The organism is Prosthecobacter sp., from assembly GCF_046154365.1.
GTDB lineage: Bacteria > Verrucomicrobiota > Verrucomicrobiia > Verrucomicrobiales > Verrucomicrobiaceae > Prosthecobacter.
In genome coordinates this window covers 1-2,981 of the sequence record NZ_JBJXFV010000125.1, presented here as the reverse complement: position 1 = coordinate 2,981, position 2,981 = coordinate 1, and the positions used below count along the sequence as shown (strand labels likewise).

Genomic DNA, 2,981 nt, shown 5'->3' with positions numbered 1-2,981 from the left:
GTGCCTTACCTCCTCATCCGTGCTGCGTTGCCGCATCTCCGCGAGTCGCACGGCAGTATTATCAACATCGGCAGCGTCAACGCTTACAGTGGTGAGCCCAATTTGATGCCCTACAGCGTCTCAAAAGGCGCTCTCATGACGCTCACACGCAATCTGGGCGATACGCTCATGCGCGAAGACGGCGTGCGCGTAAATCAGATCAATCCCGGCTGGGTGCTGACCGAAAACGAGGCGAAAAGAAAGCGTTCCCACGGCCTCAAAGACGACTGGTATGCCGATCTGCCGAAAGTCTATGCCCCCGCTGGCCGCATCCTCTGGCCTGAAGAAATCGCCGCGTGTGCCGCGTGGCTGCTTGCTGACGAATGCGGTCCCATCAGCGGTCAGGTCTTCGATTTGGAGCAGCATCCCTTCATCGGTCGCAATCCGCCGAAGGACAGCACGACGATTCCGGCGAAGCCGTGAGACAGGTAGGCGCGCGCTCCAGGACACGGACGGGGAGTGGCGACATCGAAGCGAACAATCCCCGCACTCTGGCGAGTGCGCCTACGCCCTGTAGGCGCGTTCGCCAGATCGCGGACGAGGAGCGGCGACATCGAAGCGAACAATCCCCGCACTCTGGCGAGTGCGCCTACGCCCTGTAGGCGCGTTCGCCAGAACGCGAACGAGGAGCGGCGACATCGAAGCGAACAATCCCCGCACTCTGGCGAGTGCGCCTAGATGACGGCTCCGTGAATTGACAGTCGTGCGCGATGCGGACACTCTTTGCTCATGGACGAAAATCTCGCGCCTGCCAATGCCGATGCCAGTTCCTCGGAGCTGCTGCCGCAGGTCTATGATGATCTGCGCAAGCTGGCCCGCGGAATGGTGGCGGCCAATGCCCAGCAGACGCTGACGGCGACGGCGCTGGTGCATGAGGCGTGGATGCGCGTGGCCACAGACGCCGCTCCGCGCTGGGAAAACCGGCGGCACTTCTTCGGCGCGGCGGCGCAGGCCATGCGGCGCATCCTGATCAATCGCGCGCGTGACAAACACCGCCTCAAGCGTGGCGGGAACCATGAGCATGTGGTTCTGGATGATGTGGAGATCGCCGCGCCCGCGCCCGAGGAGGAGCTGCTGGCGCTGGATGAGGCGCTGGAACGGCTGGCGAAAGAAGAGCCGTTCCTCGCCGAGGTCGTGGGGTTGCGCTATTTCGTGGGGCTGAAGTGGCAGGAGATCGCGGAGATGACCGGCATCGAAGAACGGGAGCTGCACCGGCAGTGGACCTTCGTGCGCGCCTGGCTGCGGACCGAGCTGACCTGATTTTTTTGCCGTTTTGAATCCGTGACGGGGCATATCTTGCTGACGATGCCATTTTTCGACTTTCGACCTGCATTTCATCCGTCCTCCACCTGCCAGCCATGCCCTCCCCCAGCTCCTCCATTTCACGACAGAAGGACATCTTCCTCGCAGCCCAGGAGATCGCGGATGTCGGCGAGCGTTCCCGCTTCATCAAGGAGGCATGCGGTGACGATGCCGGGCTACTGAAGCGCATCGAGGCGATGCTGGAATCGGACGCTGCACCGGACAATTTTCAGGAACTGAACGAGACCCTAGCGACATCCGTCGCTATTCCCGTCGCGGGAGACAAGGTCGGTTACTTCGGCGACTATGTGCTGCTGGATGAAATCGCCCACGGTTCCTCCGGCGTGGTGTTTCGAGCGCGGCAGGTGTCTCTGGACCGTGTGGTGGCGCTGAAGATGCTGCGGGACCGGCCGCTGCTGACCACGGAGGTGGACACCCGGCGGCTGCGTGCGGAGGCCACGGCGGCAGCCTCGTTGGACCATCCAAACATCGTGCCGATCTACGAGGTCGGCGCGCATGAGGGGCAGCCGTATTTCAGCATGAAGCTCGTCGAGGGCGGCACGCTGCAGTTTCGTATCGCAGAGTACCAGGCAGATCCCCGCAAAGCTGCGGCCCTCATGGTCAAAGTCGCGCGCGCGGTGCAACACGCGCACGCCAAGGGCATCCTGCATCGCGATTTGAAGCCGGGGAACATCTTGATTGATGCCGCCGGTGAGCCGCACATCACGGACTTCGGCCTGGCGCGCAAAATCGGCATGGAGTCTGGTTTGACGATGACCGGGATGGCGATGGGCACGCCTCACTACATGAGTCCGGAGCAGGCGCGTGGCGGCGGTCGCGAACTCACGCCCGCCACGGACATCTACAGCCTCGGCGCGATCCTTTATGAGCTGGTGGAGGGCCGGCATGTGTTTCAGTCGGAAGACCTGATCGAACTGTTAAAGCAGGTGGCCGAGAAAGCGCCTCCCGCGCCGCGCACACCACACCGCGATCTCGCGGCGATCATGATGAAGTGCCTGGAGAAGCGGCCCACAGACCGCCACCCCACGGCAGCCGCACTGGCGGATGATTTGGAAGCTTGGTTGAACGGTAAAGCCAGCGTGCAGCCACGAAGGGCCATTCCCTGGATCAAGGTCGTGCTTGCCACTGCTGCCTGTGCCGCTGTGGCTTTTGCCCTGCATGCCTGGTGGCCTGCGCCCAGGCATGTCGTGACCACCGCCGAGGATGAACTTGATCCGCCAGGCACCACAAGCAGCGGAGTTTCGCTGCGTGAAGCCGTGCGGGATGCCGCACCGGGAGCGCGTATCACCTTTGATCCTTCGGTGTTCGGAAGGGAAAGCAAAATCACTCTCGACGCCACAAAGGGAGAGCTGGTGATCGAGAAGAACCTTGAGCTGGATGCCTCCGCTCTGCCGCAGGGCATCACGCTGCATTCTCCGCAGGGAGGTTATCGAAAGCTCAGCATCAAAGCCGGAGCGGTGGTCGGCGTGATGCGCGTCACCTTCACCGCCGAGGCGCTGGCATCCAGCATCGGCTCGGGGCAGGGAGGGGCCATCAACAATGAGGGTACGCTCACCTTGCACGACTGCCGTTTCATCAAAAATGGCGGCGGTGGCAATGGCGGCGCCATTTTCACCACG

The 2,981-nt window shown here is 62.6% G+C and carries 3 protein-coding genes; all 3 read left to right on the top strand.

The annotated features are described in order from the left end of the window. A partial coding sequence (locus ACKVY0_RS16410) for an SDR family oxidoreductase (RefSeq protein ID WP_409215907.1) occupies window positions 1-462 on the top strand: 462 nt, incomplete at its 5' end. A gap of 306 nt (window positions 463-768) precedes the next feature. Then, window positions 769-1,299 carry an ECF-type sigma factor gene (locus tag ACKVY0_RS16405; RefSeq protein ID WP_409215906.1) on the top strand — a complete coding sequence of 177 codons (531 nt, stop codon included), beginning with the start codon at window positions 769-771 and terminating at the stop codon, window positions 1,297-1,299. Window positions 1,300-1,397: 98 nt separating this feature from the next. Continuing rightward, window positions 1,398-2,981, top strand: a 1,584-nt coding sequence (locus ACKVY0_RS16400; RefSeq protein ID WP_409215905.1) for a serine/threonine-protein kinase, incomplete at its 3' end; no start/stop codon positions are given.